This is a genomic window from Mesorhizobium escarrei (assembly GCF_935825525.1).
Lineage (GTDB): Bacteria > Pseudomonadota > Alphaproteobacteria > Rhizobiales > Rhizobiaceae > Mesorhizobium > Mesorhizobium escarrei.
This window is the reverse complement of the sequence record NZ_CAKXZT010000168.1, coordinates 336,739-361,180: the sequence shown is the minus strand read 5'-3', so window position 1 is coordinate 361,180 and position 24,442 is coordinate 336,739. Positions and strand designations below refer to the sequence as shown.

At 62.5% G+C, this 24,442-nt stretch carries 20 protein-coding genes; 9 read left to right on the top strand and 11 right to left on the bottom strand.

Going from position 1 to position 24,442, the window contains the following annotated elements:
* The first annotated feature begins 30 nt into the window (after positions 1-30).
* Together NMG80_RS32660 and NMG80_RS32655 are read left to right on the top strand one after the other, a co-directional pair.
* Positions 31-216, top strand: coding sequence for a hypothetical protein (locus tag NMG80_RS32660; protein ID WP_254021928.1), 186 nt, complete (start codon positions 31-33; stop codon positions 214-216).
* 262 nt (positions 217-478) lie between these two features.
* Entirely contained in the window at positions 479-1,462 is a 984-nt protein-coding gene (locus NMG80_RS32655) for an alpha/beta hydrolase (protein ID WP_254021927.1), read from the top strand.
* A 1-nt stretch (position 1,463) separates the two neighbouring features.
* Here NMG80_RS32655 and NMG80_RS32650 read toward each other — a convergent pair whose 3' ends face one another.
* On the bottom strand, positions 1,464-2,363 hold the full coding sequence (locus NMG80_RS32650; RefSeq protein WP_254021926.1) for a LysR substrate-binding domain-containing protein: 900 nt from the start codon (positions 2,361-2,363) through the stop codon (positions 1,464-1,466).
* 229 nt (positions 2,364-2,592) lie between these two features.
* Between NMG80_RS32650 and NMG80_RS32645 the strand changes: the two genes are divergently transcribed.
* The 3 genes from NMG80_RS32645 to NMG80_RS32635 all read left to right on the top strand — a co-directional run bounded on the left by NMG80_RS32645 (position 2,593) and on the right by NMG80_RS32635 (position 4,537).
* Positions 2,593-2,781 (top strand): hypothetical protein, encoded by a 189-nt coding sequence (locus NMG80_RS32645; protein ID WP_254021925.1) that lies wholly within the window; start codon positions 2,593-2,595, stop codon positions 2,779-2,781.
* 320 nt (positions 2,782-3,101) lie between these two features.
* Positions 3,102-3,248, top strand: a complete 147-nt coding sequence (locus NMG80_RS32640; RefSeq protein ID WP_254021988.1) for a hypothetical protein — start codon at positions 3,102-3,104, stop codon at positions 3,246-3,248.
* Positions 3,249-3,598: 350 nt separating this feature from the next.
* Positions 3,599-4,537, top strand: coding sequence for a GlxA family transcriptional regulator (locus tag NMG80_RS32635; protein ID WP_367185576.1), 939 nt, complete (start codon positions 3,599-3,601; stop codon positions 4,535-4,537).
* Between the two features lie 63 nt (positions 4,538-4,600).
* On the opposite strand, the gene NMG80_RS32630 is transcribed toward NMG80_RS32635, so the two are convergent.
* The 10 genes from NMG80_RS32630 to NMG80_RS32585 form a co-directional block, all read right to left on the bottom strand.
* Positions 4,601-5,449, bottom strand: coding sequence for a DUF1194 domain-containing protein (locus tag NMG80_RS32630; protein ID WP_254021923.1), 849 nt, complete (start codon positions 5,447-5,449; stop codon positions 4,601-4,603).
* Positions 5,450-5,694: 245 nt separating this feature from the next.
* Positions 5,695-8,256, bottom strand: a complete 2,562-nt coding sequence (locus tag NMG80_RS32625; RefSeq protein ID WP_254021922.1) for a GcvT family protein — start codon at positions 8,254-8,256, stop codon at positions 5,695-5,697.
* Positions 8,257-8,492: 236 nt separating this feature from the next.
* The gene (locus NMG80_RS32620; RefSeq protein ID WP_254021921.1) at positions 8,493-9,722 is read right to left on the bottom strand and encodes a hypothetical protein; all 1,230 of its coding nucleotides are present in this window, start codon (positions 9,720-9,722) and stop codon (positions 8,493-8,495) included.
* Positions 9,723-9,759: 37 nt separating this feature from the next.
* Entirely contained in the window at positions 9,760-11,232 is a 1,473-nt protein-coding gene (locus tag NMG80_RS32615) for an aspartate aminotransferase family protein (RefSeq protein WP_254021920.1), read from the bottom strand.
* 18 nt (positions 11,233-11,250) lie between these two features.
* On the bottom strand, positions 11,251-12,258 hold the full coding sequence (locus tag NMG80_RS32610; protein ID WP_254021919.1) for an NAD-dependent epimerase/dehydratase family protein: 1,008 nt from the start codon (positions 12,256-12,258) through the stop codon (positions 11,251-11,253).
* Entirely contained in the window at positions 12,255-12,731 is a 477-nt protein-coding gene (locus NMG80_RS32605) for an EamA family transporter (protein WP_254021918.1), read from the bottom strand. The genes NMG80_RS32610 and NMG80_RS32605 overlap by 4 nt, the downstream gene beginning before the upstream one ends.
* Positions 12,732-12,850: 119 nt before the next feature.
* A complete protein-coding gene (locus tag NMG80_RS32600) occupies positions 12,851-14,203 on the bottom strand; it encodes an FAD-binding oxidoreductase (protein WP_254021917.1) in 1,353 nt (450 codons plus the stop codon).
* 2 nt (positions 14,204-14,205) lie between these two features.
* Positions 14,206-15,639, bottom strand: a complete 1,434-nt coding sequence (locus tag NMG80_RS32595) for a UbiA family prenyltransferase (RefSeq protein WP_254021916.1) — start codon at positions 15,637-15,639, stop codon at positions 14,206-14,208.
* 258 nt (positions 15,640-15,897) lie between these two features.
* The gene (locus tag NMG80_RS32590; protein WP_091594431.1) at positions 15,898-16,161 is read right to left on the bottom strand and encodes a hypothetical protein; all 264 of its coding nucleotides are present in this window, start codon (positions 16,159-16,161) and stop codon (positions 15,898-15,900) included.
* Between the two features lie 372 nt (positions 16,162-16,533).
* The gene (locus NMG80_RS32585) at positions 16,534-19,023 is read right to left on the bottom strand and encodes a mechanosensitive ion channel family protein (RefSeq protein WP_254021915.1); all 2,490 of its coding nucleotides are present in this window, start codon (positions 19,021-19,023) and stop codon (positions 16,534-16,536) included.
* A gap of 238 nt (positions 19,024-19,261) precedes the next feature.
* Here NMG80_RS32585 and NMG80_RS32580 point away from each other — a divergent pair, with 238 nt between their 5' ends.
* The 4 genes from NMG80_RS32580 to NMG80_RS32565 are packed head-to-tail and all read left to right on the top strand — an operon-like array spanning position 19,262 to position 24,414.
* Positions 19,262-20,521, top strand: a complete 1,260-nt coding sequence (locus tag NMG80_RS32580) for a sarcosine oxidase subunit beta (protein WP_254021914.1) — start codon at positions 19,262-19,264, stop codon at positions 20,519-20,521.
* Positions 20,522-20,532: 11 nt separating this feature from the next.
* Positions 20,533-20,829: a sarcosine oxidase subunit delta gene (locus tag NMG80_RS32575; RefSeq protein WP_254021913.1), complete on the top strand. Its 297-nt coding sequence runs from the start codon at positions 20,533-20,535 to the stop codon at positions 20,827-20,829.
* On the top strand, positions 20,826-23,819 hold the full coding sequence (locus NMG80_RS32570) for a sarcosine oxidase subunit alpha (RefSeq protein WP_254021912.1): 2,994 nt from the start codon (positions 20,826-20,828) through the stop codon (positions 23,817-23,819). Before NMG80_RS32575 ends, NMG80_RS32570 begins: the two co-directional genes overlap by 4 nt.
* Positions 23,812-24,414, top strand: coding sequence for a sarcosine oxidase subunit gamma (locus NMG80_RS32565; RefSeq protein WP_254021911.1), 603 nt, complete (start codon positions 23,812-23,814; stop codon positions 24,412-24,414). The genes NMG80_RS32570 and NMG80_RS32565 overlap by 8 nt, the downstream gene beginning before the upstream one ends.
* Positions 24,415-24,442 lie beyond the last annotated feature (28 nt).

The window sequence follows — 24,442 nt, the reverse complement described above, 5'->3', positions numbered from 1 at the left end:
AGCCGCCGCACCACTCCAAGGGAGATGAAGATGTCGATGTTCGAAAGCCTCGGCCGCTATCGTATGGCCATCAAGCATGCACACAAAAGGAACAAGTCCGTCCGGGCCCTGAACAGCCTGCCGCCCGAAATTCAAAGGGACATCGGCTGGCCCGTGTCGCCGCGCAACGACCCGCAGGTCACCTTCTCGGCCCTGCTTCTGGGTTCGGCGCGTTGATGACCTTCGCCGACAAATGCAAGCTGCTGGCCAAGCGCCGGAGCCGTGATGCGGCTCCGGCAGTAAGCGACCGTCGGCTGCGCGCCGCACTGCTGCTCCGGCGCTGAGCATTGCGGCGTGCCACGACCAGATGCTCGCCTTGATTGCCAGCCAGATCACACCGCCGTGTTGAGACCGCGCAAATCTTGACATTCTGGGCGAAGTCACGATCTTCGATAGCGAGGGTTCTCTTAGTCGGCTCAGCCGAAGTCCGTGTGTCCGCATGCCCAGTATCAAAAGCCACGTCGTGTCCTTCGTGCTCAGGTATAGCCGCAAGCAAGCCTTCTCCAGCCCGGAGAACCTGCAGCGCTGGATTGCCTACGCGCGCAAGACGGAGAACCATCGGCCGCCCGCATCGCTGCATCAGCGTTTCGAGATCGCGACGCACAGCGTCGACGGCTTTCCCGTGTACGAGATCGCACCAAAGACCGGCGAGCGAAAGCGGATCCTCTACCTGCATGGCGGCGCCTATGTCTTTCAAATCACGTCCTATCACTGGGGATTGATCGCCGACATGGCGGCCCGCCTGGGCTTCGGCATCACCGTGCCGATCTATCCCATTGCTCCCGAATACGATTTCCACGCCATGTTCGGCATGGTCGGCAAGGTCTACCGTCAGATGCTCGACGAAACGGAAGCGCAGGACATCGTCTTCATGGGCGATTCCGCCGGCGGCAACATGGCCGTGGTGCTGACCATGATGGCCGCGGAAGCCGCCCTGTCCTTGCCGTGGCGTCATGTGCTGATTTCGCCCGGGCTCGATGTGTCGCTCGCCAACCCCGAAGTGTTAGAGGCGGAACGCTACGATCCGTGGCTGGGAATTCCTGGCGGGCTGGAGGCAGTCCGGCTCTACAGTGCCGGCATAGATCCCAGCGACTGGCGCATCAGTCCGCTTTACGGTGACCTCTCGGTGTTGCCGAAAACGCTGCTTCTGACCGGTTCGCGCGACATGCTGACCCCCGACAATCTGATCTTCGCGCAAAAGGCCCGTGCCGCCGGTGTCGAGATCGAGGTCGTGCACGAGCAAGGCATGTTCCACGTCTGGCCGCTGATCGACATGCCGGAAGCGCGGCGCGCGCGGGATAGCATCGTGACGTTTTTAGCCAGCGACACCGAAAGCTATCATGCCAAAGCCGGCGAATTGGCGCTGCAAAGGACGAATCGCGGCGTCACCGCTCACAACTTGGCTAAGCCGTTGAGGTCCTAAGTCAGAATTTGCCGGTTTCCCTGAACACTTCGAAGGTCGCACGGATGTGGTCGGCGACCGCCTTCACTGGCGCGCTGGCGTCCGGCGCCACAACCATGGCCAGATTGTAGGTGCCGATGTCGGGCATGCCGTCCTTCGGGCAAAGCTCGACCATGTCGCTGCCGAGGAACGATTTCGGCAGCGGCGCCACCGCGAGGTCGGACATGATTGCGGCGCGCTGGCCGGCCGTGTGCGCACTCATATAGGCGACGCGGTAGTTGCGGCCCTCACGCCCAAGCGCCTCGAGCGCACCGGCCCGCCAGGCGCAGCCCTCTTCCCACAATGACACCGGCAGCGGCTCGCGCAGATGCGCGCAGCCGCCCTTGGCGCCGGCCCAGACGATCGGTTCGGTGAGCAGCACTTCGGCGCCGAGCGCGCTGGTCTTGTAGGAATTGGTGAGAAGCGTGATGTCGAGCGCCCGGTCGTCCATGCGCCGGCGCAGATTGATGCTCTGATCGATGGTGACGTCGACCGCGATTGAAGGATGCGACTGCGCAAAACGCTTCAGTACATGCGGCAGCACGCGCTCGCCATAGTCGTCGGGCGAGCCGAGCCGCACCACCCCGACAATGTCGGGGATGATGAACTTCGACACCACCTCGCGGTTGATCGACAACAGCCGGCGGGCATAGCCGAGCAGCATCTCGCCATCCGTGGTCAGCGTCACCGAGCGCGCGTCGCGCGCAAACACGGAGCGGCCGAGAATGTCCTCCAGCTTCTTGATCTGCATGGAAACTGCCGACGGTGTGCGGAAGACGGCATTGGCCGCGGTGGTGAAACTGCCGGTCTCGGCGATCGCCACGAAGGTGCGCAAGACGTCGAGATCGAGCAGCGGCAACGGATGATTGAGTGGGGCGTTCATTGGGATCGACCTTCAATTTTTCTGATGCAAACTATCATTCCATTTCGTTTGATTGAACATCATTTTGGGAGGATAGTCAACTCCATCGAAGGCAGACGCATCGAAGGCGGCGTTGAAACGGCGGTGACACTGATCTGCAATCGACACGAAATGAAGCTGAAACAAACCGGATGTAGCGCTTGGTCCGCCGAACGCCCGGCACCCGACCCAACCTGAAGGAGAATTAAAAATGTCTATCCTGTCATCCATCGGCCGCATCGCGACCGAATTCAGCGCGGCCCGCGCCCGCTACCAGACCGAACGCGCCATCCGCTCTCTGCCGATCGAACTGCAAAAGGATATCGGCTGGCCCGAAGCCGCCGACACCAAGACCGGCACTCGCTATGGCGTTGGATCCTGGGCTGGTGGAGTAAAATAGATCGTGTGTATCAAAAGCTGAAGGCCTGCCGCACAGACCATGTTCGGCAGGCCGTTTATTTTGTTAAATGTTCTTTTAGACTCATATCACCGCTGCATGACGCATATGAATGCGCTGCATAGCAGCGGGATTTCTGCCTAAAGCATTGTACATATTCACAAATCTTGGGCAGTTGCCCAAATTTGTCGCATTCCGTGTCGCTTTTCCTATCAAGTGGTTCGCTTTTGCGATTTAGTTTCCCCGCACGTAAGCCTATATCAGCTCCAGCCAACGAGCTGCCCCACTCCATCAAGCGAAGGCGACCCGTCTGAGCAACCTGAATGGAGATGATGATGAAGCTTTTTGCCCGCCTTTTTGCTCGCCGTGAAATGAACCTGACGACCGCGCTCGAGCGCCAGCGCCTTGCCAACACCATGCCGGGCCAGACCGGCGCCGTGGCCGCCGCGCGCCTCGGCTTCGTCGCCTGATCTGCCAAGTTCGCAAGCGGCGCTCGCTGCTGCTGCTTCGAAGTTGATCACAACGCCGCTTCGGTCTGCCGAGGCGGCGTGCTTGGTCACGCCCCGACCACATGCGGCCTAAGCTCAATCCGGCAGCATGTTGGGTCCATCATCCCATAGCGATTGCCCATTTGCGACCCATGTCGCAAATAAAGTCTTCCGTTGCCGCCTAGCCAATTGACAGGAAAGCTTTTTCCTGATGTCGCTATGCTGATCGCGACATCCTGTTCGCGCCATTGTAGCGTGAGGGTTACCCTGTGAACGTCGTAAATCATCAGATCAGGCGATCGTTTGTATTCTTCCTGGTCCCCGATTTCACCATGATCGCCTTTGCAACGGCGCTCGATCCGTTGCGCTCGGCCAACCGGATGCTCGGCTACGAGGCCTACCGCTGGCGGCTCGCCAGCATCGACGGCAAGCCGGTGCGCGCCTCGAACGGCGTCGAATGCGCCGTCAACACCTCGCTGGAGGACGAACGCAAGAAGATGTCCGGCCCCGAACGGCCGAATATGGCGGTCGTTTGCAGCGGCATCAATGTCGAGCGCTACCAGAACAGATCGGCCTTCGCCTGGCTGCGCGAGGAATACAATCGCGGCGTCGCCCTCGGCGGCCTGTGCACCGGCGCACATATACTGGCCGCCGCCGGCCTGTTGTCCAACAAGCGCTGCGCCATTCATTGGGAGAACCTGCCAGGCTTTTCCGAAGCGTTCCCCAAGGCCAATGTCTTTGCCGACCTCTTCGAGATCGACCAGAACATCTACACCTGCGCCGGCGGCACCGCGGCGCTCGACATGATGCTGAAGCTGATCGGCGACGATTTCGACGACAATCTCGTTAACCGGGTCTGCGAGCAGGTCTTGACTGACCGCGTGCGCAGCCCGACCGATCGCCAGCGCCTGCCGCTGCGCGCACGCCTTGGCGTACAGAACTCCAAGGTGCTGACCATCATCGAATTGATGGAAGCAAACCTGTCCGAGCCGCTGTCGCTGATCGAGATCGCTGACCATGTCGATCTGTCACGCCGGCAGATCGAGCGCCTGTTCCGCACCGAGATGGGACGATCCCCTGCCCGCTACTATCTGGAGATCCGCCTCGACCGAGCCCGGCACTTGCTGATCCAGTCATCGCTGCCGGTGGTCGAAGTGGCGGTCGCTTGCGGCTTCGTCTCCGCCTCTCATTTCTCCAAATGCTATCGCGAGCTCTATGCGCGCTCGCCGCAGCAGGAGCGCGTCGATCGCAAGCAGTTGCTGGCCGCGTAGACAAGGCAACATCTTGCACGCGTACCTCTGGCGGGGAGCACTTGAAGTCAAGCTAGCCCCGGGCTAGCGGCTGTCGAACATCCAGCTTCGGTCGCGCCACATTTTCTCGCCGACCTGGCAGTCGGTGGCCGGCTTGTCTTGCGCCAGCACCACCGGCGGATGCGCCGCTTCTTCCACCGCCCATTGCGGTGAGGCAGGCCCGGCAAGCTCAAGCACCAGCTTGCGGCGGATCGCTTCGGGAAACTGCGTCCACTCATTGACCGGAATCATGAACGCGCCGGGCCCGCCGATGACGCAGTCGGTGTAATAACGGTCGAGATAGTTGACGTCGTAGACGCTGGTGAAGCCGCCCCGGGTCATCAGCGGCAGGCCGTTGATGGTGATGCCTTGCTTGACCAGTTCGTCACGGATGATGTTGACGGGAGCACCTTGATTGTTGGGGCCATCGCCTGAAATGTCGACGACCCGCTTGACGCCCTGAAAGCCGCTTTCGGCGAAGAGATCGCTGCTGAATTGCAAGGCTCCGGAAATCGAGGTGCGCCGGGCGCTGTTGGGCGCATGGGCGGAGAGCTGTTCGACCACCCGCTCGGCGTCGGCACGATTGGCGATCACCGTCCAAGGCACGATGACGTGCTGCCAGGTCGTGCCGGCCCATTCGACATAGGTGACGGCAATCTTGCCATAGGCGCCCTCAGCGATGGCCTGCAGCACAGTGTCGTGCGTCAGCGCCGCGACATAGCCGCGACGCTGGATTTCGAGTTCGGCCGGCGACATCGACAGCGAAACGTCGACCGCCAGCACCAGTTCAATATCGACAGGTTCGGCGGCGCGGGATTCCCGCGCCTGAGCGAGCATCAGCGCCAGCACGGCGGCGCCTGAGAGGAGATGTCCTGCGTGAGGAAAAGCAGACATGCCGCAAGGTAAGCGAAAATCGTCGCGCCACAAAGCGAAAAGCCCAGCGCCGATCTAACTAATGCATGTCACCCAAAGGCATGCCCTCGGCCTTGAACCGAGGGTGAGCAGCGGTTTTGGGTAACGACATGCATAAAAACGAGAACTTAAAGCGCGTCGCATGACTCCGCTCAGACCCGACGCGCCTTAAGTCTTTGCGTTCACGTTTTGCGAGTCCGCCCCCTCACCCTCTATTGAAGGAAGGCTCAGCTGCGTGGCTTGAGGTTCTCCGGGTCGTAGAGCGGCCTGTAGCCGACTGCGGCCACTTCGACCGGGTATGTCTCGCCGAAATACTCAACATCCAGCTTGCGGCCCTCCTGGCAATACGCCCACGGCAGATAGGCGAGTGCGATGTTCTTGCCGATGGTCGGGCCGTAGGCGACCGAGGTCGTGAAGGATCGGCGGCCGAGTTCGTCGACCAGCGTCTCGCCCGTTTGCGGATCCATCACCGGCATCGTGCCGACGGGATAGCGGGCAACGCCCTTGGAATCGACATTATTCGTCATGACAAGCGTGCAAAGCATGGCCGGCTGATGTGCGCGGGCGCGATAGTCCAGATGATTCGCCTTGCCGCTGAAATCAGCCTCCTTGACCTTCGGACGGGCAAGATCGGCCTCCAGCAGATTGTACTCGGTCAGAAGATCCGCGTTCTGCAGGCGCAGGCTCTTCTCCATGCGGCGGCTGTTGGCATAGGTTTCGACGCCAAAAGCCATCACCCCGGTCGAACGCAACGCGTCCCAGACGGCCAGGCCGTCTTCGTATCGCATGTGCAGTTCCCAGCCCTGCTCGCCGACATAGGAGATGCGGAAAGCGGTCACATCCTTGCCGGCGATCCTGACAGGCTTGATCGCCGAAAAGGGGAAATTCTCCGGCGTCAGGCCGTCCGGGTCTTCCACGACCTTGCTCAATCTTGCCCGGGCGTTTGGGCCCCAGATGCCGACGGTCACATACTTTTCGGTCACGTCGGTGATGGTGACGTCGAAACCTTTGTCTTCTGCCGTCCGCCGCATGTAGTGGAAGTCGCGCGGGCCGGCATCTGCGCCGTCGATGACGCGGCAGCGGTCGGCCATGCGGATGACCGTCAGGTCGGCGCGCACCATGCCCTCATCGTCGAGGAAATGGGTGTAGATGCCTTTGCCGATATTGCCGTCGCCGCCGATCTTTGCCGCGCATAGCCATTCCATCAGCGCGACGTGATCCGGGCCTTCCACGTCGTACATCGCGAAATGCGACAGGTTGACGATGCCGCAATCCTCGCTCATGGCGAGATGCTCGGCATTGGAGACGCGCCAGAAATGGCGGTTGTCCCACTCGTTTTCGCGCACCGGCACCCGGTTGCCGTATTTCTCGAGCAGGTGCTCGTTGGCGGCATAGCCATGGGCGCGCTCCCAGCCGCCGAGTTCCATGAAATAGCCACCGAGTTCCTTCTCGCGCTCCCAGAACGGCGAGCGGCGCACATTACGGCCTTTTGAGAAGGGCTCGCGCGAATGGACGGCCGGATTGTAGACCTTCATCGCCGTTTCGGTGCAGCGGTCCCAGATGAACTGCTCTTGCGTCTGGTGCGGATAGAAGCGTGAATAGTCGATGGCGTGGTGGTCGATCGACGTGCGGCCGTCCGTCATCCAGTCGGCGATGAGCTTGCCCATGCCGGGGCCGTCCTTGACCCAGATCGCGACGGCATACCAGAGGCCCCGCACCTTCTGGCTCTCGCCCATGGAGGGGCCGCCGTCTGCCGTCACCTGCAGAAGCCCGTTGAAGGAATGGCTCTCATTGTAGCCCAGTTCGCCCAGGATCGGCGTCAGTTCCATGGCGCGCTCGAGCGGTGCGAGGATCTGTTCCATGTCGAGGTCGCGCTGCGAGGGCGAAAGACGGGCCTGGTCCTTCTCCAGAAGGTCGCGCGGATGGCAAAGGCGCGGATTGGTCTCTTCGTAATAGCCCCACTCGATCTGCCCGCCTTCGGCGGTCCTGGGATCGCCGGTGTCGCGCATGTAAGCCGAGTTGCCCTGGTCACGCAGCAGCGGCCAGCCGATCTCCTTGCCGGTGCCGGCGAACTCGGTATAGGGCCCGAAGAAGGTGAGCGGATGGTCGATCGGCATGACCGGCAAGTCCTCGCCCACCATTTCCGCGATCAACCGGCCCCAGATACCTGCGCAAACAATCACGTAGTCGGCTTCGATGGTGCCGCGATCGGTCACCACGCCCTTGATACGACCGTTCTCGACGATAAGCGACCTGGCCGGCGTGTTGGCGAAGGATATAAGCTTTCCGGAGGCTTCCGCCTGGTCGACCAGCTTGCCGGCGACTGTTTGCGAGCGCGGGATGACGAGACCGGCATCGGGATCCCACAGGCCGCCCTGCACCATCTCTTCTTCGATCAGCGGGAATTTTTCCTTGATCTCAGCCGGTTCGATTAAGCGCGCGCGCGTGCCAAAAGCCTTTGCCGAGGCGATTTTGCGCTTGATCTCCGCCATGCGATCGTCGTCGCCGACGCGAGCAACCTCGAGGCCGCCGATGCGGGCGTAATGGCCCATCTTTTCGTAGAAGTCGATGGAGTAGAGCGTCGTCCAGCAGGACAGGAAATCATGGCTGGTGGTGTAGCAGAAGTCGGAAGCGTGCGCTGTCGAGCCGATATCGGTCGGGATGCCTGACTTGTCGATGCCGACGATGTCGTCCCAGCCGCGCTCGATCATGTGATGGGCGACCGATGCGCCGACAATACCGCCCAGCCCGACGATGACGACCTTCGCTTTTTCCGGAAACCCTGCCATTGCCCGCGACTCCAAAAGTGCTGCTGCAGGCGCCAGGCGCCCGCTTGATCGGCGCACAATATGCAGGCGACGGCCATCGTGCTACCGCCTGTTTGCGACACGCTGCAGGTGCGGCGCGACCCCGGCGCATGCCCCCAAAAATCGGAGTCCGATTTTTCGTTGGGATCATGCGCAGAAACTGGTTTTAGATCGGCCTCCTCACGGGAAAACGCTGCGCGCCAGGCTGGCGACGGAACTTATGGCTTGTCGACGGGAATGACGTGCAACACTGCGGCGCGATGCGCTTCGATGCTCGCCCAAAGCGCCATGAAGGGGCCGGCGAGCAGCAGGAACGGTGGGATCAGATTGGGAAAGTAGATGCGGGTGTCGTGGATCGGGAAGACGGTGAACTTCGCCAGCACGCCAAGCACCAATGCCGCAAACAGGATGCCGGCGCGGCGGTCGAGCTTGAAGCCGGCGCGGCTTAAGGCATACCAACCCGCCAGCGCCAGCACCGAGATGCCGACCCAGCTGTTCAGGCTGACGGCGCGGACCAGCGAGACGGCAAAAGCCCGGAGATAGGAGACGGCCGAGAACGGCGGATCGAAGCCGTTCATATTGTAGTGCTGGTCGATGCTGGAGAACCACAGATGCGACCACCAGCCGGGGTGCTGCGCCCAATGCGAGATGGCGAAATAGGCGACCAGGGAGCCGGCAAAGCCGGCCAGCGCCCCCCACGCCTTCCGCCGGAAGGCGACCAGCAACACCGCAAAGACGGCGAGAAAGACGATGTTGTCGGGCCGCGCCATGACGGCGAGAAAGAGCAGGATTGCGGTGGCCACCTCGCGGCCTCGCACATAGGCAAAGAGCCCGCCGAGGAATAGGGCCGAGCACAGCAGATCCGGCGTCGCGGCCCGCGCCACGTCGCCGAATTCGGCCATCATCAGCACCGCGCCGGCGACCGGCGCCAGCACCAGCGCGCCTTCGGACCGCAGCCAGAGCAGCGCGATCGCACCGAACAGCAGCACTGACAGCACCGAGACCGCGCGCATGGCCTCGACCGGCGACATCACAGAACTCATCGTCGAAAGAATCTCGGCGTAGAGGAACTTGATCCGGTACATGCCGAGCAGCGAATGGAAATCGGCGGCATTGCCGGCCATATGACTGCGGAAGCCGCCGCCGTCATCGATCAGTGCCTTGTAGTCGCCCGCCGACACGCCGTCCCTGACCGTGCCATAGGCATAATCGTGCAGCGCCTGCACATCGCGATAGCTGCCCTCCTCGGCGATCGCGAGGTAGGGCAGCATGTCCCAATTGGCGTCGGGGATGAACCATGCCGTCACGGCGATCAGCAGGATGTAGAGGGCGAAGGCCGCCGCCCCGATCGGTGCGGCAAGACGTGCATAGGTGCCCTCGCCCCATGACAGACCGGCCTCGGTGAACCGGTCGAGCAGGTTTGGCGGAGCGGGAGATTTGGTCAGCATGGTTTCGCTCGGCGGACTGGGGCTGGCGGACCTGGGGCTAGCGGACCTGGCTTTTGACGAAATCCTTCACGATCGACACAATGCCGCGCGACAACAGGCTGTCGAGCGCCTCGACGAAGCGGTCGACATGCTCGCGCTGGCAGATCAGCGGCGGTTCGAGACGTATGACGTTGCGGTTGTATTCGGTGAAGGCGACGAGCACGTCGTAGTCGCGCAGCAGCAGCGCACCGACGAAGCCGGACAAGGATCCCTTCAGCTTGTCGTCAAGCACGCTGACCACAGGCCGCAGCACCATCGGCAGGGTCTGCGAAAAGTCGTGGAATTCCAGCCCGACCATCAAGCCTTTGCCGCGCACGTCCTTGATGATCTTCGGGTATTTTTCCTTCAACGCCTGCAGGCGTTGCAGCAGGTAGTCGCCGGTGACCGCGGCGTTGTCGATCAGCCCCTCGTCGTAAAGCACGTTGAGCGCCTCGATCGAGGTGACGCAGGCCTCGCCCATGCCGCCGAAGGTGGCCATGGCGTGGATCATCGCCGTCTTCGGCGTGCCATAGGTCTTCATATAGACCTCGCGCCTGGCGATCATCGCGCCGACCGCCGCCTTGCCGCCGCCAAGCGACTTTGCCAGCGCCGTCACATCCGGAACGACGCCGTAGTGCTCGAAGGCATAGAAGCGGCCGGACCGGCCATAACCGCACTGCACCTCGTCGGCGATCCACAGCACACCGTACTGGTCGCACAGCGCACGCAGCTTCTGCCAGTATTCGGCAGGCGCCTGGATGATGCCGCCGCCGCCCTGGATGGTTTCGAGCACGATGACGCCGACCTCGGGATCGGAGCGGAAGGTGCGCTCGACCGCTTCGATATCGGCGAACGGGATGCGCACGACATTGTCGGCCATCTTGAAGTCGGCGCGATAGAGCGAGCCGTCGGTGATCGCCAGCACGCCCTTGGTCTTGCCGTGGAAGGAATTCTCGGCATAGACGATTTTCGGCCGCTTCGGGCCGGCGGCGCGCTCGGCGAGCTTCACCGCCGCCTCCATGGCTTCCGAGCCGGAAGAGCCCAGAAACACCATGTCGAGGTCGCCGGGCGAGCATTTGGCGAGATTGTGCGCCAGCGCCGCCGCATATTGCGACATGAAGGCGATGGCGATCTCCTGCCGCTTCTCCTCCTGGAACTTTTTGCGCGCCTCGAGAAGGCGCGGATGATTGTGGCCGAAGGCCAGCGAGCCGAAGCCGCCGAACAAATCCAGGATCTTGCGGCCGTTCTGATCGATGTAGAACATGCCTTCGGCGCGCTCGACCTTGATCTTGTGGAAGCCGAGCAGCTTCATGAAATGCAGCTGGCCGGGATTGAGATGCACCTTGAACAGGTCGGTCATGCGCGCGACGTCCATCGCCTTGGCCTGCTCGACGCTGATCAGATCGGGCTTGGCTGTGGTGGCGGGCGAAAGCGCCGGCGCGCTGACCGTGTCGCGCGCAGTCGTGTGGTCTGGCTTGGTCATGACGGTCAAGAATCTCCTGCTGGCCGTTCACTCGGCGGGCACATGTCTGGCGGCGACGGCATGGCCGTCTTTCTTGGCGCTATACTCGCTGTAGGCGGCAATCAGCATGTCCTCGTCGCGATGTTGCGGCACCCAGCCGAGCTGGCGTTCGGCCTTGGACACGTCGAGCACGCAATCCTCGTCGGCGATCAGATATTGCTCCGGATCCATGATCGGGATGTTCAAGAGGTCGAGCAGGTCGAGCGTGCGCTTGACCGCCCAGCCCGGTGTCGGGATCAGGATCGATTTCGAGCCGGCATGCCTGATCAGGTCGCCGAGCAGTTTCCGGACCGGCGGCGGGTTGAGCGAGCCGAGATTATAGGCCTCATCAGGCACGCCGGCCTTCCAGGCGGCGCGCGCCGCCTCGGCGCAGTCGAACACCGAGATGAACTGATACGGGTTCTTGCCCGAGCCGATCATCGGCACCGGAAGGTTCCAGTCGATCAGCTTGAATAGCTTTTCGAGGATGCCGAGGCGGCCGGGGCCGATGATCAGGCGCGGTCGAAACAGCGAGATCGACATGCCGCGCTTGCGCCATTCGGTGGCCAGTTCCTCGGTCTTCTGCTTCGACCAGCCATATTCGCCGAGCGGCGCGACCGGGTGCTCCTCGGTCATTGGTTGTGTGACCGTGTGGCCGTAGATCATGTCAGTCGTATAATGGACGAGCCTGGGCGCGCCGGCTCTGTCCATCGCCTGCATGATATGCTCGGTGCCGTGGAAATTCACCGGGAAGAAGAATTCGTGGCGCTTGGCGCGCACCTGGATCGGCGACAGCATTTTCGCCGACAGATTATAGACAATGTCGTCGGCCTTCAGCCCAACCGAAGCGACCGATGCCGGATCGGTGACATCGCACCTGACATATCGGACCGAGCGGTAATGCGGCAGGTCGCTTCTGACGATGTCGGCGACGACCACCTCCTCGCCATCGGCCAGAAGTTTCGGGGCAAGGTGGCGGCCGACGAAACCGTCGCCGCCGAAGATCACATGTCTCATCGAACGATCCTACTGTGCATCTTGTCGGGCGAAAAGGAGGCCGTTTCCTCATCATGCCCGCGACCGCTCAAATCCCGGCCACCCAAATCCCGGCCACCCAGATCCCGGCCACTTTGGGCGATCAGCACCGTGCCGACGCAGATGAAAGCGATGCCGGCGATACGCCAGCCATTGAGGTCTTCGCGGAAGATGAAATAGGCGAAGATCGCAACGGCGACATAGGCGAGACTGAGGAACGGATAGGCGAAGCTGAGCTCTACCTTGGACAGCACATAGATGTGCGCCGCCATCGAGATGACGAAGGTGCACAGGCCGAGGAAAACCCATGGGCTGAAGACGATCTGCAACAGCTTCAGCAACGGATTGCTGCCCTCGAAGGAAATCGGACCGAGTGACATCATGCCCTGCTTCAGCATGAGTTGCGCGGCAGCGTTGGTCATGACCGTGAACAGAATGGAGACGATGTATTTCATGTTTTTTCCATCAACCTTTTCCGTTCTACTGAAAACTTCCAAACATTTCGTGAAGCACAAAAAAATTCGAGGAAAGCTTGAATTATCGATCTGTTTACCACGAACTATTCGAATTTTATCTATTCCGCGGCTTCGGCGGTTCCGTCTCGCGCCTCGATCTTTTTCGCCGTTCGCGCCCAGAAACTCGACATGAAGGCGGGATCGCGGATCGCTTCGAGGCGTTGCCATTCCGGATAGGAGGCGGCGAATACGTCGGCGCCCATGCGGGCGTCCTTGTAAGGATTGACCGCGCCACCGGCCTCGACTGTGATTTGGTCGAGCTCCTTCAGCAGCGCCAGCGTCGTCCGGCCACGGTTGGGGAAATCCAGCGTCAACGTGAAACCCGGCCGCGGGAACGACAGCAGTGCCGGCGAGCGGATCGAACCGAAGCGCTTCAGGACTGTGAGGAACGAGCCCTGCCCGGCCCGTTTTGCCGCCGCAAGCAACGCCGGCACCACTCGGCGCGCGACGTCTTCCGGCATCACGCTCTGGTGCTGGAAAAGCCCATTCGGTCCATAGAGCCGGTTCCAGTTGCCGACGCCGTCGAGAGGAAAGAAGAAACCCTGGTAGCCGACCTGCTGCGGCGCCGTGGATCGGCCTTTCTTCCACCGGTAGGCGGCATTGAAGGCAGTCAGGAACGGCCGGTTGAGCACGTTGAACGGCGGCTGGAACGGCACCGAAAGATTTCCACCAGCACGCAAGGCGACATGGGAGCCATGCTCGGCGTGATTGCCGGTGAACAGCAGCCCGCGCCCGCGACTGTGGCCGCCGGCAAGCTGGTCGATCCAGGCGACGACGTATTCGTTGGCCTGATCGGCCGCTTCTGCAAGTTCGAAGAACTCGCCGAGATCACGGAACGGCGTCGTCTTCTCGACGATGTCGAGCGATGGCACCCGCATCAGCCGGATCGATGCGGACAGTATCAGGCCAGTCAGCCCCACGCCGCCGATCGTCGCCGCAAACAGCCGTTCATTCTCGGTGGCCGAGCAGTAATGGGCCTGTCCGTCCGATCTGAGCAGCATGAAGGATTCGACATGGCAGCCGAAGGTGCCGCGCCGGTGATGGTTCTTGCCGTGAACGTCGTTGGCGATGGCGCCGCCGAGCGTGACGAACTGCGTGCCCGGAACGACGGCCGGGAAGAAGCCGTATGGCGCTGCATGGGCGATGACGTCGGACAGAAGCACGCCGGAATCGGCCTCGATCACGCCGGTCTCGGCATTGAAGGCGCGGATCCTGTTCAGCGGCCGCATATCGACGATCATACCGGCCCCATTCTGGCAGGAATCGCCATAGGAGCGGCCATTGCCGTAGGCGAGCAAAGCGTTTCTTGTCGCCTTGCCGCTCTTCAGCAGCGCAACAGCGTCATCCGCCGGGATCACATTGTGTGCCGGTGGCGTGGCAAGACCGAAGCTCTGGAGCCGCTCCTTCCCCACGCCTACCAGCCTCCGGCGACCAGAAACACGGCGCCGATGAGCACGACGATCTGGCTGCGCCAGTCGCGGATGATAAAGACGACCGGATCGTCATGCATCTCGTCGCGGCGGGCGAGAATCCAGACGCGCATGGTCAGGTACAGCACGATCGGCGCCAGCGGCCAGACCAGCCAGGGATGCGAATAAAGTTCGCGCACCGCAACGCTGTCCATATAGAGCGCCAGCACCAGCGCCGAGGAAAAGGCCGAAGCCATGCCCGCCTGGGCGACGATCTCCTGGTCTTCGGTGCGGTAGCCGCGGCCGGCGATGCGCTCGCCGGCCGGAATGGCGGTCGTGCGCAGCTCGACAAACCGCTTTACCAGCGCCAGCGACAGGAAAAAGAAGATCGAGAAGGCCAGCAGCCAGAACGAGACGTCGACGCCGGTCGCCGCGGCGCCCGCCAGGACGCGGATCGTGTAGAGACCGGCCAATGTCAGCACGTCGATCAGAAGCATGCGCTTGAACGAAAGCGAATAGCCGGTGGTGATGACCATGTAGCCGCCGAGCACGCCGAGGAATTCGATCGGCAGCAGCAGCCCGGCACCAACGCCTATTGCGAGCAGCACCATCATTGAACCGAGGCCGAACGGGATCGACAGCGCGCCGCTGGCGAATGGCCGGTTGCGCTTGGTCAGGTGTTTGCGGTCGAGCGCGAGATCGAAGAAATCATTGAGGATGTAGATGGCGGAAGCGACTGCGCTGAACGAGACGAATGCCAGCAGGCATTCCCAGATCATGTCGGCGTTGAAGTATTCGTGCGACAGCACCATCGGCACCGCGATCAGCGAGTTTTTCAGCCACTGATGAACGCGCAGCATCTTGACGATGGTTCTGAATGTCGGCTTCGGCGCCGGCATCATTTCGGCACTGTGCGCGGCCTGCCAGCGCGCGGCATGGCGGTCGGGCGCGACGACGATTGCCGTGCGCGCGGCGTCGAATACCCTAAGGTCGTGCCGGCTGTTGCCGGCATAGTCGAAGCCGCCATCGCCATAGGCGGCGACAAGCGAGGCGCGCTTTCTGCCTGACGTCATGTTGTGGGGGCCGTCGGTCGCCAGGACGCGATCGAATATCCCGAGATGTGCGGCGATCGCCTCGGCGAATTTGCGCGGCGTCCCGGTCGCCAGCACGATCTTGCGGCCTTCGCCATGTTCGGTGCGAAGGCGCTGAAGCAGCGCCTCGCGGTAGGGCAGTGACGCAGGATCGATGTCGATGCGTTGAGCGATGGCCTGCTTTAACCGCGCCGGCCCGCCGGCGAGCCAGAACGGCGCCAGGAAAATATAGAGCGGATTCTTCTTGAGAAGGATGAACAGGCCTTCCCACAACAGGTCCGTCGCGATCAGCGTGCCGTCGAGATCGACCGCAAGCGGGATTGCGTTCCTGTCCGACCGCGCGTCCATTCTTCGTCGCCCCTGCCTAAAAGCGCATGATCCCGAAACCCGATCTTTCGGAAAGGATCAGGCGCCGATCCAAAACCCGCCCGTGCTTCGGCGTCTTCGGCCCGATATAGCGGGCAACAGCGCAGCGATCGTTAAAGCCCCCAGCCCGGCCTGGTTTGCGGGACGGTATTTTCCCTTTCATCGTTAAGTTTCGATAACCCGAAACGATCAAAGGCCGGGCATTTGCCCGGCCTTCGAAAAACAGGTTTTTTGACGCGGTTACTTGATGCGGGCGACGCCGCCCGAAATTTCGATTGTTTCAGAACCGGTCAGCGCTTCGAGGTCGCCGTTCGGCATGGTAACGAAACAGCCGGTTGGGCAGAATTCCGCGGTTTCGCCGGCGGCCAGCGCCAGTTCCGTCTTGCCACCGCCTTCGGTCACGACGAGTGTGCGGGTCTCGGCGTCCTTGTTGGTCGCGCTGGCGGCAAGGGCTGAACCGCCCACGGCAAGAAAAGCGATGGCGGCGACGAGAGACTTCCACATTTGCAGTATCGGTGTTGCCACCGCCTCTGTTGCATTTCGCAAGGCATTCCCGCCCTTTGCATGTGAGCTTATATGAGATGCAAGCTGAACGGCAACTGAATGCCGCATTCATGCCGCAATTGCTTTCGCTGCGCCGAAAGCCGGATTTGAGGGTATGTTGAGATTCAGGTCAGGCCGAGCCGGAGTCGAAGACGGGCGCGAAGCGACCAGACTGGTGGGTTCCGGGAACCGGAACGGAGCGGATATTTCCGCATGTCCCGGAAAAGTGGCTCCGGTTTTCCGACAAGGACAGGCGGCAAAAGAAAGTGCCGTGAGAACCGGAAGCGCAGGTATCAGCCGTTCGCAGGTCGGCATCACCTGAATATCATACACCTAATCGGGATCCGGCTTGCGGGTCCTGCGCCCGGATCTGGCCAGGCGTTTCGTCTCGGCCACGGCTTCCGCCTTCGCTTGCTCCTGTTCGGCAAAATCGACTTCGATCTTGTCGTCGTCGATCGGCCACGCCTCATCCTTCTTGGTCTCAACGACGGCGCGTGGCGCCGATGGAATTTCGATATGCTGATCGGCGAACTCATCGAGGACGGCAAACCGGATGTCGTTCTGCACGATGTTGCCGTTCATCACGTCGGCCAGGAACACGCGGATTTCGAATTCGAGAGCGGCCGGCCCGAAATTGGTGAACAGCACGAAGGGTTCCGGATTTTTCAGTACCAGCGGATGGCCGCGCGCAATCTCCAACAGCACAGCATGGGCCTGCTTGACGTCGCTGCCATAGGCGACGCCGACCTTGATGTCGATGCGACCGAGCTTGTTGCGGTGCGTCCAGTTGCCGACGGCATTATTGATCAGGTTTGAATTGGGCAGGATCACCGACTGGCGCTGGAACGTCTCGATCTCGGTGGCGCGCACGCTGATCTTCTTGACCGTGCCGCTGATGTCACCGGCGACGATCCAGTCGCCAACCTTGAACGGCCGCTCGGCCAAAAGGATCAGGCCGGAGACGAAGTTGGAGACGACATTCTGCAGGCCAAAGCCGATACCGAGCGACAGGGCGCCGGCGACAAGCGCCAGGTTGGAGAGATCGATGCCCGCCGCCGAGACGCCGACGAGTGCTGCGAGCGCGACGCCGGCATAGCCGACCGCCAGCCGGATCGAGTTGCGCACGCCGGTATCGACCTTGCCGCGAGCCATCACCGAGCCGTCAAGCCAGCCCTGGAACCAGCGCGTCAGGAAATAGCCGATGATGAAGACTATGATGCCGGTGAGGATGCCGGTCACCGAGATCGTCACCGAGCCGATGGTGAGGCCCGTTGCCAGCTTGTAGCCCCAGGCCTGGATGTCGCCGGGCTGGAAGCCCCACATCAACAGGATCAGCGGCAGGAACACCAGCACGATCATCAGGTTGATGGCGACGCTGACGACCAGGCCGAGCTGGTCGAGTGCGGACTCCTCATAACTGGAATTGGTCGATAGCCAGCGCCCGATCGACGTGTTGGCAAAACCGCCTTCCTCGCTGATCGCCCGCGCCGACAGGAAGCCGATATAGGCGGTCACCAGAATGGTGCCGGTGACCACGACTTGCAGCGAGACGAAGATGGCAAGTCCGATATAGCCGAGCAGCGCAGTGGCAATGGTGAAAAGGCCGATCGCGACTGCCGTGTAGCGCAGCCACGCCGGCCAGGGACGCCAGCTTCCGTCGGCAGCCTTGTACGGTTTCAGCAGCCCCATCAGGATCAGGATGATGCCGACGATGATGGTGGCGACAAAACTTCTGGCGATGGTCAGCGACAGCGGTGAGCCCATCTTGTCGTTGACGACCGACAGGAAATTGTTGACGCCGATCACCACCGCCATGGCCGTCGTCAGCCGCACCAGCCAGCGTGCCGGGCCGGTTTCAACCGGGATGAGCCGCCAGTTCGGCAGCCGCGGCTCCAGCGCCGCATTGGCCAGCCGGTTGACGCAAAACACCACCGCGATGACCCCAACCAGCGCATTCAGGAAAACGCCAATGTCACCGCGCAACACGTTGTAGTAGTTGAAAAAGAAAACCGTCGAGACCAGGAAGGCGCCGACCGCCAGCGTCGGCAGCAATGTCGACCAGAACGCCACCGACAGCCGGCTGAGATAGGACGGATCTTCGATGGAAGGGTCTGCTTCGAAGACACGCCCGAACAGACGCCGTCCACCGACAAAAAGCACCGCCGCCAGGCAAAGCGCCATCAAGGTCGCGGCCAGCACGGCCTGAAACTTGAACTTGAAGGCGAAGGCCAGCCACGACGACACCGCCTTGTAAAAGCCGGTAAATTCATCGTTGGCATCGGAAATGACCTCAGGGCTCAGAGCGTCGGACAGCACGTAGCGTTTGGTGAGCAGATTGCGAAACAGCTCGCTGCGCATATTGGCGATCTTGTCGATGAGACCGTTGATGCGGATCGACAGGTTTTGCGCCTCGGCGATGACAGCATTGATCTCGGCCTTTTCGGACGCCAGCGCCTGGCGTTCGCTGGTCACGATGTCGGGTTCGGGCGGCTGGCCCGCGGCCGGAGGCGCCCCGAGCTGATCGAGTCTTGCGTTGATCTCCGAAAGGCGCGGGCGGAAGGCAAGCGCGCTGTTCAGCGCACCTCGCGACATTTCCTCGAGCTGCAGGCGGATATCGACAAGACTGGCGTCGTCGTCACCGTCCTCCTGGATTTTCTTTTCGAGATTGTCGGTCCTCGTCGTCAGGTCCTGCAGGATTTTCTGCTGGTCGGCGACCACTCCGGAGACAACCTGGTCAAGCCCCTGCGCCGCCGCATCAAGCGACAGCGGCGCCGAGGCGACGATCGCCAGGACCAGGACGAAGCGGAGCAGTCGGAAAAGCATGATCGTTTGGCGACTCACAGACGGTAAGGCGTTCTAAAGCTCGCCCTTGATAAAGACGCTCATACCAGGGAGCAAGCCGTCCCGCTCTGCCCGCCGATTTCGGAGTCGGCCAGTCGAAAAGCGATGGCGCAATATTGGCTTTGTGGCAGCGGCCTGCTCTATAATGTGCCGCATCGCCCAGAACGGATGATGAAAAGCCGGAACGGACAACAAAAAGCCAGAACGGATAACAAAAAGAATGGCGGAATATTCGGCCTTTTCACTTCTCAAAAATGCGCTGACCGGCAACAAGGACTGGAAACCAGCCTGGCGCAAGCCGGACCCGAAGGCGTCCTATGACGTGATAATCATCGGCGGCGGCGGCCACGGCCTGTCGACCGCCTATTATCTCGCCAAGGAGCACGGCATCACCAACGTCGCGGTGCTGGAAAAGGGCTGGCTCGGCTCCGGCAATGTCGGCCGTAACACGACAGCCGTCCGCTCCAACTACCTGCTGCCTGCCAACACGCGCTTCTACGAACATTCGATGAAGCTTTGGGAGAACCTGTCGCACGATCTTAACTACAACGTCATGTTCTCGCAGCGCGGCTGCCTCAACCTCGCGCACACGCCGGCCCAGCTCGACGATTTTGCTCGTCGCGGCAACGCCATGCGCCATCTCGGCGTCGACGCCGAACTGATGACCACGGCCGAGATCGCGCGCCTGGTGCCGGCCCTGGACGTCTCCGCCACGGCGCGCTTCCCAATCGTCGGCGGCCTGATGCAACGGCGCGCCGGCACCGCCCGCCACGATGCCGTCGCCTGGGGCTATGCGCGCGGCGCCGACCGCCGTGGCGTCGACATCATCGAGAATTGCGAGGTCACCGGCTTCCTGCGCGACGGTGACCGCATCACCGGCGTCACGACCTCGCGCGGCGAGGTCCGCGCCAGGAAGGTGGCGGTCGCGGTGGCCGGCAGCACTGGGCAAGTCGTGCGGCTCGCCGGCATCGATACGATGCCGATCGAGAGCCACGTGCTGCAGGCCTTCGTGACGGAATCGCTGAAGCCGTTCATCAACACGGTCCTGACTTTCGGCATGGGCCATTTCTATATGTCGCAGTCGGACAAGGGCGGCCTTGTCTATGGCGGCGATCTCGACGGCTACAACAGCTACGCCCAGCGCGGCAGTTTGCCTGTTGTCGATGAGGTGATGAGCGAGATGCTGGCGCTGTTTCCGGGTCTCGCCCGCGTTCGTATGCTGCGCAACTGGGGCGGGGTCTGCGACATGTCGATGGACGGCTCGCCGATCATCGCCACCGGCCCGCTGCCGGGCATGTATCTCAACTGCGGCTGGTGCTACGGCGGCTTCAAGGCGACGCCGGCCTCCGGCTGGTGCTTTGCCTGGACCATCGCCAAGGATGAACCGCACGACATCAACGCGCCCTTCACGCTGGATCGCTTCCATCGCGGCCTGGTGATCGACGACAAGGGCCAGGGCGCGACGCCGCGGCTGCATTAGGTAGGAACTCGATGCTGATTACCTGCCCCTATTGCGGCCCGCGCGACGTCATCGAGTTCACCTATCAGGGTGATGGCAACCGTGAGCGCCCCCAACCTGCCTCGCAGGACCTCGATGCCTGGAACGCCTATGTCTATGACCGATTGAACCCGGCGGGTGACCACAACGAGATCTGGCAGCATTCCGGCGGCTGCCGCGCCCATCTCAGGGTCGTTCGCAACACGCTGACACACGAGATCTCCAGCGTCGCGTTCACGCGCGGCGACCACAAAGTCGCGGCTCGGCACAAGGCGGAGGGCAAGCTATGAGCCCGCGCCGCACCGATGCCGGTGGCCGGATCGACCGACTGCGAACCATCCGGTTCACCTTCGACGGCACGCCTTACACCGGCCATGCCGGCGACACGCTTGCCTCGGCGCTGCTGGCCAATGGCGTCACCCTGTTCGGGCGCTCGTTCAAATATCACCGTCCGCGCGGCGTGCTGACATCAGGCGTCGAGGAACCGAACGCCCTGGTGACGGTGTTGCGCGGCGAGGTTCGCGAGCCGAACATCGCCGCGACCATGGTCGAGATCTATGATGGGCTGACCGCTGTCAGCCAGAACCGCTTTCCATCGCTGGCCTGGGATATCAGCGCCGCCAACCAGCTCGGCGGTAAGCTTCTGTCCGCCGGCTTCTATTACAAGACCTTCATGGGACCCGCGATCGGCCCGCTGAAAAACACGCGTTTCTGGATGTTCTGCGAGCATTTCATCCGTCGCGCCGCCGGTCTCGGCCGCGCCGGGACCGCTGCCGACACGGCACGTTACGAGCGGATGAACGCCTTCTGCGATGTGCTGGTGGTCGGTTCCGGTCCGGCCGGGCTGATGGCCGCCAGGGCAGCCGCCGATCAGGGCGCGCGTGTCATCCTCAGCGAGCTCGAACCGCATTTCGGCGGCTCGGCCAACTGGTCGGGCGAGACGATCGACGGCATGCCCGCGGCCGACTGGGCAGCGCGAGCCGCCGGCCAGCTCGAAGGCTATGACAATGTCCGCCTGCTGCCGCGCACCACGGTCTGGGGCTATTACGACGGCAACACGCTCGCCGCACTCGAACGGGTAACCGACCATAAGGAGAGGCCCGGCAAGGGCGAACCGCGCCATCGCTACTGGATAATCCGCGCCAAATCGGTGGTGCTGGCCACCGGCTCCTTGGAGCGGCCGCTGGTGTTTCCGGGCAACGATCGGCCGGGTGTGATGCTGGCGCATGCCGCCGAGCGCTACGCCAATGAGTATGGCGTTCTGGCGGGCAATAGGATCGCGCTCTTCACCAACAATGACAGCGCCTATCGCTCCGCCCTGGCGCTGAAGAAGGCCGGTGCGGCGATTGTCGCCATCGTCGACGTGCGGCCGGAGCTTTCGAGCGAGATGCGCGAATTCGCCGATGAAGCGGAAGCCAAGATCCTTTCCGGTCACGCCGTGGTCGCCACCGAAGGCGGCAAGGCGCTGTCCGGCGTCAAGGTGCAGCGCTTCGACATGGCCAACGGCGCGCTTGCCGGCGACACGCGCAGCATTCAAGCCGACTGCCTGCTGATGTCGGCAGGCTGGTCGCCGACCATCCATCTGGCCAGCCAGGCCGGCGCCAAGGCGGAATGGAACGAGGCGTTGCAGGCCTTCCTGCCACCGAAGGCGACGCAGCGATGGATTGGCGCCGGCGCCTTCACCGGCAGCTTTTCCACCGCCGAGGCAATCGCCGAAGGCCGCGCCGCCGGCCTTTCCGCGGCGGGTGGAACGGGTACGCCAGCCGCCCTACCGGTCGTTGAAGCCGTCCCAGGCGATCCCGATCCGGCACCGGTGTTCGAGATCAGGGCCGATGGAGAAAGCTTCGTCGATTTCCAGCACGACGTGACCGCGGAGGATGTGCGGCTTGCGCATCGCGAAGGCTTCATCTCGGTCGAGCATCTGAAGCGCTACACAACGCTCGGCATGGCGACCGACCAGGGCAAGAGCTCTAACATAGCCGGCCTAGCCATCATGGCCGAAGCGTTGGGCAAGCCGATCCCCGAAGTCGGTACGACCCGTTTTCGTCCGCCTTTTTCGGCCGTGTCGATCGGCTCGCTGGCCGCCGAGCGTTTCGGCGACCTGAGGCCCGAACGGCTGACGCCGATGCATGACTGGCACGTCGCTAACGGCGCGACCATGTATTCGGCCGGCCTCTGGTATCGCCCGATGATCTACGGGCTTTCAGGCGAGACGATCGAGCAGGCCTATGTGCGCGAAGCCAGGACGACGCGCGAGAGCGCCGGCATCGTCGATGTCTCGACACTGGGCAAGATCGCCGTACAGGGTCCGGACGCGGCGGAATTCCTCGACCGGGTTTACACCAACATGTTCTCGACGCTGGCCGTCGGCAAGGCCCGCTACGGGCTGATGCTGCGCGAGGACGGCCTCGCCTTCGACGACGGCACGACATGGCGGCTCGGCGAACAGGACTTTTTGATGACCACCACCACGGCCAATGCCGGCAAGGTGATGCAGCATCTGGAATATTTCCTCGACGTCATCTGGCCGGAGCTGAAGGTCCACGTCACCTCGGTGACCGACGAATGGGCGGGTGCCGCCATCGGCGGGCCAAAGGCGCGAGCCATTCTTGCCGCTTGCGTCACCGGAACAGCGGTAGACAACGCCACCTTGCCTTTCATGGGCATCGTGCACGGCAAGATATCAGGCGTGCCGGTGATGATCTGCCGGCTTTCCTTCTCAGGCGAAATGGCCTTCGAAGTTTACTCCGGCGCCGGCTACGGCACCCATGTCTGGGAAGCGTTGATCGAAGCCGGCAAGCCGTTCGGACTGGTGACTTACGGGCTTGAGGCGCTGGGCACGATGCGCATCGAGAAAGGCCACGTCACTGGCGCCGAGATCGACGGCCGCACCACGGCGCGCGACCTGCATCTCGACTGGATGCTGTCCAAGAAGAAGCCCTTCATCGGCTCGGCGATGATGGATCGCGAGGGCCTGATTGCGCCCGGCCGTCTGGAACTCGTCGGCCTGATTTCGCTGGACAACCAGCCGCTCAACGGCGGCGGGCACATCGTCGAGGCGCTTGACGAAGCCAACCCGCACGATTCCATCGGCCACATCACCGCTTGCTGTTATTCGCCGGCACTCGGCAAGTACATCGCGCTCGCTTTGGTCAAGGACGGCAAGGTACGGCGCGGCACGCGCGCCCATATCTCCGATCCCCTGCGCAACCGGTTCGGCCCGCTCGAGATCGTCTCCAACCACTTCTTTGATCCGGACGGGAGCCGCATGCATGGTTGAGCGCCAATCACCTCTCGAGCCGGCACCGCTTGAACTGGAGCTGCGCACCGGCTCGCATGGCGATTTCGAACACGGCATCGAGGTCATCCTCTCCGAAACCAGGCCGGGATCGATCCTGCAGCTCGCTGCCTGGCCGGGCCGGGAGAAGGAGTTGATAGCAGGCATCCGCACCGTCACCGGCCTTGCGCTGCCCGACGGCGCCGGCGCCGGCAGCACCGACGGCGCGAGGTCGGCGTTCGGTTTTGCCCCCGGAAAATTCACCGTGGTCGACGAGGCCGAGGGCCTGGCATCGGCCTTTGCCAATGTCGTCACCCCGGCGATCGGCACGGTGACCGACCTGTCGCATGGCCGCACCGCGATCCGCATCGCCGGGCCGAAGGCCGAATGGGTGCTGGCAAAATTCTTCGCCATCGACTTCGCGCTGCCGGCGTTTCCGGTCGGTGCCGGCCGCTCGACCATGCATCACGACGTCTTCGCCCAGATCCAGCGCACCGGCGCCGACCAGTTCGACATCTATGTGTTCCGCTCGTTCGCGCGCTCGTTCTGGAAGGCACTCTGCCACGCCGGTGAGGAAGTCGGCTACGAAGTGCAGTAGACCGAGACGGCACGTCGTCACCTGGCGT

What these genes read in the sequence shown, in the direction of transcription:
- NMG80_RS32660 (WP_254021928.1), top strand. Translation starts at nt 31, where the DNA reads ATGTCGATGTTCGAAAGCCTCGGCCGCTATCGTATGGCCATCAAGCAT.
- NMG80_RS32655 (WP_254021927.1), top strand. Translation starts at nt 479, where the DNA reads ATGCCCAGTATCAAAAGCCACGTCGTGTCCTTCGTGCTCAGGTATAGC.
- NMG80_RS32650 (WP_254021926.1), bottom strand. Translation starts at nt 2,363, where the DNA reads ATGAACGCCCCACTCAATCATCCGTTGCCGCTGCTCGATCTCGACGTC.
- NMG80_RS32645 (WP_254021925.1), top strand. Translation starts at nt 2,593, where the DNA reads ATGTCTATCCTGTCATCCATCGGCCGCATCGCGACCGAATTCAGCGCG.
- NMG80_RS32640 (WP_254021988.1), top strand. Translation starts at nt 3,102, where the DNA reads ATGGAGATGATGATGAAGCTTTTTGCCCGCCTTTTTGCTCGCCGTGAA.
- NMG80_RS32635 (WP_367185576.1), top strand. Translation starts at nt 3,599, where the DNA reads ATGATCGCCTTTGCAACGGCGCTCGATCCGTTGCGCTCGGCCAACCGG.
- NMG80_RS32630 (WP_254021923.1), bottom strand. Translation starts at nt 5,449, where the DNA reads ATGTCTGCTTTTCCTCACGCAGGACATCTCCTCTCAGGCGCCGCCGTG.
- NMG80_RS32625 (WP_254021922.1), bottom strand. Translation starts at nt 8,256, where the DNA reads ATGGCAGGGTTTCCGGAAAAAGCGAAGGTCGTCATCGTCGGGCTGGGC.
- NMG80_RS32620 (WP_254021921.1), bottom strand. Translation starts at nt 9,722, where the DNA reads ATGCTGACCAAATCTCCCGCTCCGCCAAACCTGCTCGACCGGTTCACC.
- NMG80_RS32610 (WP_254021919.1), bottom strand. Translation starts at nt 12,258, where the DNA reads ATGAGACATGTGATCTTCGGCGGCGACGGTTTCGTCGGCCGCCACCTT.
- NMG80_RS32605 (WP_254021918.1), bottom strand. Translation starts at nt 12,731, where the DNA reads ATGAAATACATCGTCTCCATTCTGTTCACGGTCATGACCAACGCTGCC.
- NMG80_RS32595 (WP_254021916.1), bottom strand. Translation starts at nt 15,639, where the DNA reads ATGGACGCGCGGTCGGACAGGAACGCAATCCCGCTTGCGGTCGATCTC.
- NMG80_RS32590 (WP_091594431.1), bottom strand. Translation starts at nt 16,161, where the DNA reads ATGTGGAAGTCTCTCGTCGCCGCCATCGCTTTTCTTGCCGTGGGCGGT.
- NMG80_RS32585 (WP_254021915.1), bottom strand. Translation starts at nt 19,023, where the DNA reads ATGCTTTTCCGACTGCTCCGCTTCGTCCTGGTCCTGGCGATCGTCGCC.
- NMG80_RS32580 (WP_254021914.1), top strand. Translation starts at nt 19,262, where the DNA reads ATGGCGGAATATTCGGCCTTTTCACTTCTCAAAAATGCGCTGACCGGC.
- NMG80_RS32575 (WP_254021913.1), top strand. Translation starts at nt 20,533, where the DNA reads ATGCTGATTACCTGCCCCTATTGCGGCCCGCGCGACGTCATCGAGTTC.
- NMG80_RS32570 (WP_254021912.1), top strand. Translation starts at nt 20,826, where the DNA reads ATGAGCCCGCGCCGCACCGATGCCGGTGGCCGGATCGACCGACTGCGA.
- NMG80_RS32565 (WP_254021911.1), top strand. Translation starts at nt 23,812, where the DNA reads ATGGTTGAGCGCCAATCACCTCTCGAGCCGGCACCGCTTGAACTGGAG.